Raw genomic sequence first — 6,443 nt, forward strand, 5'->3', positions numbered from 1 at the left:
TTTCGTTATATGTTGGATGGAGCGAACCACATCAGCTTCATCGTGCTTCGACTCAGCATCACACAGAAATCCTATGAAAATTCTGCATGGTACTTGGATTCCCGATTCTAACAGTGACTTTTGGCAACTTGGCAATTTTTATATTTGGGTAGAGACAACCGAAACAAAAGCGATCGCCACGGCAAAGCGTAAATCCTCCAAGTCTAAAGCAGCGAATGAATCCGAACCATCAGGATCGAAACATCCAGCTAGCCTAACTGAAGCAGAGTTAAAGTCATTTCTGTTTAGCGATCTCGGCATTAAAGACGATCTCTTGCAAGAAAATACCAACAGGTATGGCAAAAAAGCTCCAATTATTTTCCCAAAATACTTCCTATTACCCACAAGCAATCAGCAACCCTTACCTTCTTTAGAGTCAGCCCGATATTTAGAAGTCGAAATCCCCGAAACCTTTGAGCTAGCGTACTGGCAAATTGATTGCTATCAAGTTACCACGTCCGTCAAAATCAGTAGTTTTATCCACAAACGCGCCAAGAATGCGATCAAATTGCTTAACGATCTACATTTCATCGCGATCAATAACCTTGCCGAGGTGCAACTAGGCGCAGACTTGCTGTTTTGGTATCACTACACGCAAGCCTTTAAGCAAGTTATTCTCAAAGACCAATACATTCCCGCCTTTAGCTATCGAGAACTTGCCACGAAAGCGACCAAAAACACAAAAACTTCTGCAAAAGCTAAAAAGGAATCCATCCAAGCCTCAAAATCTGAGATTTATCCCGCGTGGGAAATTGTTTCCGAAAAATACGAGACAGATCTCCAACAATATGTAGAATATATGCCTCTAGCTTGTGTTTCAGGCTTTAGCGAACCTTCAAACAAACTCTATTTTTTCGATCGCACCACTCTACTCCGTCATTTTTCGGAATCAGTGCTGCATAGCATTCTCACCCATACGCCCTCAACCGCACAATTCGATCGGCAAGTGGCTGACTCTTTATTAGAGAAATGTCTCAATTTTTCTGAGGATAACTTTGCGAACGCGATCGCTAGCCCGACCAAACAAGATTTGGCACAGTTCCAACAATGGCAAGGGTGGCGGCAAAAAATTAGTCGCACCCAAGCCGACTCGCCTTTTTATCTTTGCTTTCAACTGCAAGCCCCTGTCAAAGAGCAAGAACCTTGGCAGTTGCAATTTCAAGTTTCGCCCAAACAAGATCCTTCGCTAAAGCTACCGCTGGAAACCTATTGGGCAATGACTGCTGCCAAAAAGAAGACGCTGCAAAAGCAATTTGGCAAGGAATTCGAGCAAAATCTGTTGCTAAATTTGGGCTACGCTGCGCGGATGTACGATCGCATTTGGCAAGGCTTAGAAACCGATTGCCCCATAGGTTTAAATCTCGATCTCGACCAAGCCTTTGAGTTTCTCAAAGAATCCGCTTGGATTTTAGAAGATGCTGGCTATAAGGTGGTTGTGCCTGCTTGGTGGACACCTGTTGGGCGCAGAAGGGCAAGAATGCGCCTCAAAGCCTCTGGGAAAAGCGCGACCAGTGGCAAGACCCAAGCCAAAAACTACTTTGGTCTCGATCGCTTGGTGGAATATCAGTACGAATTAGCGATCGGCGATGAAACCATCTCTGCAAAGGAATGGGAACAGTTGGTGAATGCGAAATCTCCCTTGGTCAAGTTCCGAGGCGAGTGGATGGAACTCGATCGCGACAAAATGCAAGAGATGCTGACATTTTGGCAACAGCACGGTCAAGAGAAGCCAGAGATGAGTCTGATTGACTTTATGAAGTTGACCGCCTCCGATCCTGACTTGGATGTCGATCGCGACAGTACGCTCGCAGAGATGATGGCGAAGTTGCAGGATAAGCAGCAATTTGAGCCTGTGGAGAACCCACCCCAACTGAATGGCACGTTACGAGAATATCAGCGGCGCGGTGTAGCATGGCTGCAATATCTGGAAAACCTTGGCTTAAATGGTTGTCTTGCCGACGATATGGGACTCGGTAAAACCGTTCAGATTATTGCTCGACTGGTAAACGAGCGAGCGGAAATTAATGGAGTTCCAGCGAATTCCAAAGCTAAGAAGACGACCAAAACATCCGCGAAAGCCACCAAAAGCAAGAAAACCACCGAGTCTAGTCCGCCAGAATCCGATCCAACAGAATCCCCTACCCTAAAGCCGACGCTTTTGATCGCGCCCACCTCCGTTGTGGGAAACTGGCAGAAAGAAATTGCGAAATTCGCACCTCACCTACGGGCAAGCCTTCATCACGGCAGCGATCGCATCCAAACTGTCCAAGCTTTTCAGGACACTTGCCTCACCCACGATCTGATTATTACTTCCTTTACGCTGATTCGCAAAGATGAAGCACTGTTTAGCGGCGTGAACTGGCATCGGGTCGTAATTGATGAAGCACAAAACATCAAAAATCCCAAAGCTGCCCAGACCAAAGCTATTCTCAAACTAGAGGCAAAGCACCGCCTAGCGCTCACTGGTACACCCGTTGAGAACCGTCTGTTGGATCTATGGTCGATCTTTAACTTCCTTAACCCCGGCTATTTGGGTAAAGAAGCGCAGTTCAAAAAATCCTTTGAAACGCCCATCCAAAAGAACAACGACCCCATCCAAGCAGGGATTTTAAAGAAATTAGTCGAGCCTTTCATTCTACGGCGGCTCAAGACCGATCGCTCGATTATTAAAGACCTCCCCGATAAAATCGAACAAAAGCTCTATACCAACCTCACCAAGGAGCAAGCCTCGCTCTACGAAGCCGTGGTTAGAGATGTCGAGGTACAACTCAATCAAGTAGAAGGCATTAAGCGCAAGGGACTGATTCTTTCTACATTGATGAAGCTCAAGCAGATTTGCAATCATCCCAGACAGTTTCTGCAAGATGGCAGCGATTTTACCCCAGAGCGATCGCATAAGCTCAGCCGCCTATCGGAAATGGTCGAGGAAGCCATTTCTGGAGGGGAAAGCCTGTTAATCTTTACGCAGTTTACCGAAATTGGCGATGCTTTAGAGAAGCATCTCAGGCAAAAGCATCATTACAATACCTACTACATTCACGGTGGCACAAATCGCGATAAGCGAGAGCGCACGATCGCAGAGTTTCAAGACCCAGAAACCGAGCCTTCCATTTTTATTCTCTCGCTCAAAGCAGGTGGTGTGGGTATTACGCTTACGAAAGCAAACCACGTATTTCACTTCGATCGCTGGTGGAACCCCGCCGTTGAAGATCAAGCCACTGATCGCGCCTTTCGGATCGGACAAAAGAAAAATGTGTTCGTGCATAAATTCGTCACAATTGGCTCTCTAGAAGAGCGCATCGACGAAATGATCGAAGACAAAAAGAAACTAGCGGGTGCGATCGTGGGAGCCGATGAGTCTTGGCTGACGGAACTAGACAACGACACATTCAAACAACTGATTGCGCTAAATAAAAATGCAATTTTGGAATAGTTATCAAACTCTCATCTTGTGCTGAGAGAGTCCCATCTCGTTGGTGATGCGGCTCAACCCTCGGTCTCGACGAACAAGCTCGGCGGAACACCTAGGACAAAACATAAGGGGTGAGTGGAGTGGTCTAACGATTAAGTTAATCGGCGGCAGATAATCTCGGCATCCTAATCAGAGTCTCTTGTCCGTCCGCTTCATCGCACAACATATTACTTCTTTAAATGTTGTTTTATTGTTCCTCTGCAAATGCGCCAAGAGCGTCATCGAACTTGTTGATGATGTCGAGTAATTGCGATATGACGCGACGTTCGATGATGGCTTCAACGGCATAGTATTGGTAGGGGCGCAGCACCATCAGCATCGCTGAGTTGAGTTTTGCCATATTTGTTGAGTTTGGCTTGATTATGTTTTTCGAGTTGGGTTTTGAGGTTGGCGGTGAGTTCGGCGGCGTTGCGGATGGTGAAGGGTTCGTAGACTAAGCCAGTAAGTCTTTGAATTAGATTTTGTTCGAGTTCTTGTTCTGATTGGCTCATTGTTTAGGGAATGGGGTTTAGGATAATTTGCTTGATTCAGTTTCTGGTGTGAGATCGAGGTTGCGATAGATTTGCTCGATGGGAAAGCTTAAATTAATGCTTTTGAGTTCTATGGTGTCGCCTGCTTGGTAGTTAATAATTAACCAATCACCTGCTTCGTTTTTGTGATACAAATCCATTTCGATCGCGGTGGAACTAACTAATAAATAGTCTTGTAAGACTGGATTTTTGCGATACAGCCTAAATTTGCCGCTTCTATCGTATGTCTCAGTACTAGGAGATAGAACTTCAACGATGAGGCAGGGATAGGTAATGTATTGGGTTGTGGTTTTATCGCGATCGTCACAGGTGACACTGACATCAGGATAGGTGTAGTTATTTGTGCCAACAATATTAACTTTCAGGTCTGAGTTACCTGTTATGCAACTACTAGCGTCTAAATGGGTATCAATCATGGTCGCAAATCGAATTGCAATGCGGCTATGATTAACGCTACCGCCGCTCATGGCGTAGACTTGACCGTCGATCAGCTCATGCTTTTCTAGTTGATTTTCTTCCCAAGCAAAGTATTCTTCAGGGGTTAGAGCGGGGAAGTTTTCTTTAGCTGCGATCATGGTTTGTTACCTCCAATGGTTTGCAGTTGCTTGGGGTTAGTTTGACTCTGGTTTAGTTGATTTAATTTTAACAATCTACACGAACATTTTTTGTAACAAGCCTTTTTTGAATTGTTCAGATAAATTGATTTACTTGGCAACAGCTTAGACTTTGGCTGTCAAAAAATCAGCTATTCTTTCTTGCTTCTAAAATGCTGCATGAAAAGATTGCTCTAGTTGTGCCTCAGTTTCAGTCAATGTTCCCTACTCTTCGTCTAATAGTTCTTGTTCATCCAAGAAGGTTTGTAGCTGGATCGTATAGTCTTCCTAGTCTAGTGTGTACAAAGCTTGGCTATAGAGTAATTTGCCTTCATAGGGATACTCTTCGTCTAGCAATTCATTAAACAAAGTATATTGAAATGCATTGATCCAAGGAATATCACCATTCCAGTAGTCTGGATTGTCTTTAGATGGTGTCCCGCCAGAACTCCAAGCAGCTAATTTCTCCAAAGTCTTAGCCTGGCAACTTCCCTCAAACTCAGGAAATCTCAACACAGGCACATTTTTCTTCAACCTATTACCCATTACCTATTCCCCATCACCCAAAAAATCAGTAATCTCTCGATAAAAAACCTCTCCCTTTCCCCTGCTACTACTTGCAGTCACCAACAACCTTAAAACCTGCACAAGTGAATTAATAGCAGCATCAAAAATCAACCCATAAAGCTGGCTCAAATCATCTTGATTCTGTTGCCCGTAAGCCAAAGCATTAATGTAATCATTACGAACTTGGTTATTAATCACCACAATCGGATAGCCAGCACGAATTAACAGCAAATTCATTAATAACCGAGCCGTTCGACCATTCCCATCCCGAAAAGGATGAATAGAGACAAACCGATAGTGTGCGATCGCCGCATATTCGAGCGGATGGAGCCTTAAAGCAGAATCCGAATTCAGCCAGATCGCAAAATCTCCCATTAACTGAGACAGCAAATAATGAGGCGGATAACGATAATTTGTGCCAGCCGCCATCACATCCAGAGGACGATAACGCCCAGCTTCATCAGGGTTGATTTTGCGGAGAATTAGATTGTGAATTTGTTTGATTTCCCATTCATTAATCTCCATATCCCTTTGGGCTAAACTTTCAATATAGTCGATCGCCTCCTTATGCCCGATCACTTCTAAATGTTCGTCGAGGGTTTTACCCCCAACCGTAATCCCCTTCGTTAAAACTAATTCCGTTTCACTTTGGGTTAAAGTATTACCCTCGATCGCATTCGAGTTATAAGTAAAGCGAACATCATAGAGTTTTTTGAGTTCAGCGACGATCGTGGGTTCCAAAGGTCTAAACCCATCTAACCAAGCCTTTAGTTTATCTATTTGCTCTAATTTAAGCTGATAATTCATCGTCAAATAATCCTCAATCAAAGCACTTAATGAAAAATTTGCTTGTTGACTTAAACCAATTACCCGCTGCATAAAATTCTCGTACAGATGAGAAGAAGAAAGCAACAAATGAGTATCCATATTTCCTCTTAACCTATTCCCTAAATTATAACGGCACTTCAATCCTCAACTCTTCACAAAATCTGCGAATCACCCGATCGTTCTCCGCCATCACCCGATCCATCAATCTCAACTCTGCCGCGATTGCCCCTAGATCGATCTCTTCTTCTTCCTCAAACGTATCCACATAACGTGGAATATTCAAATTAAAATCATTCTCTTCAGAGTATAGACCCTAGCCCTAACCAGTACCTAAACGTTGAAATCAGGTAAGGAGGCTTTATAGAACCGATTTGACATCTTTTATAATGGCGAATAAAGACCCTACAATCCTCT

At 44.1% G+C, this 6,443-nt stretch carries 6 protein-coding genes; 1 reads left to right on the top strand and 5 read right to left on the bottom strand.

Annotation, left to right across the window (positions count from 1 at the left end; translation table 11 throughout):
• Positions 1-73 precede the first annotated feature (73 nt).
• On the top strand, positions 74-3,472 hold the full coding sequence (locus V2H45_RS15590; RefSeq protein ID WP_330484578.1) for a DEAD/DEAH box helicase: 3,399 nt from the start codon (positions 74-76) through the stop codon (positions 3,470-3,472).
• A gap of 317 nt (positions 3,473-3,789) precedes the next feature.
• Here the strand turns inward: V2H45_RS15590 and V2H45_RS15595 are convergent, their stop codons facing one another.
• The 5 genes from V2H45_RS15595 to V2H45_RS15615 all read right to left on the bottom strand — a co-directional run bounded on the left by V2H45_RS15595 (position 3,790) and on the right by V2H45_RS15615 (position 6,312).
• Positions 3,790-4,002 (bottom strand): hypothetical protein, encoded by a 213-nt coding sequence (locus V2H45_RS15595; RefSeq protein ID WP_330484579.1) that lies wholly within the window; start codon positions 4,000-4,002, stop codon positions 3,790-3,792.
• Between the two features lie 17 nt (positions 4,003-4,019).
• Complete coding sequence (locus V2H45_RS15600) at positions 4,020-4,616, bottom strand: Uma2 family endonuclease (RefSeq protein WP_330484580.1); 597 nt, start codon at positions 4,614-4,616, stop codon at positions 4,020-4,022.
• A 306-nt stretch (positions 4,617-4,922) separates the two neighbouring features.
• The gene (locus tag V2H45_RS15605; protein ID WP_330484581.1) at positions 4,923-5,180 is read right to left on the bottom strand and encodes a hypothetical protein; all 258 of its coding nucleotides are present in this window, start codon (positions 5,178-5,180) and stop codon (positions 4,923-4,925) included.
• A gap of 3 nt (positions 5,181-5,183) precedes the next feature.
• Complete coding sequence (locus V2H45_RS15610) at positions 5,184-6,080, bottom strand: Fic family protein (protein ID WP_330484582.1); 897 nt, start codon at positions 6,078-6,080, stop codon at positions 5,184-5,186.
• A gap of 73 nt (positions 6,081-6,153) precedes the next feature.
• A complete protein-coding gene (locus V2H45_RS15615) occupies positions 6,154-6,312 on the bottom strand; it encodes a hypothetical protein (RefSeq protein WP_330484583.1) in 159 nt (52 codons plus the stop codon).
• Positions 6,313-6,443 lie beyond the last annotated feature (131 nt).

Origin of the sequence: Tumidithrix elongata BACA0141 (genome assembly GCF_036349135.1) — a bacterium.
Taxonomy (GTDB): Bacteria; Cyanobacteriota; Cyanobacteriia; order Pseudanabaenales; family Pseudanabaenaceae; genus Tumidithrix; species Tumidithrix elongata.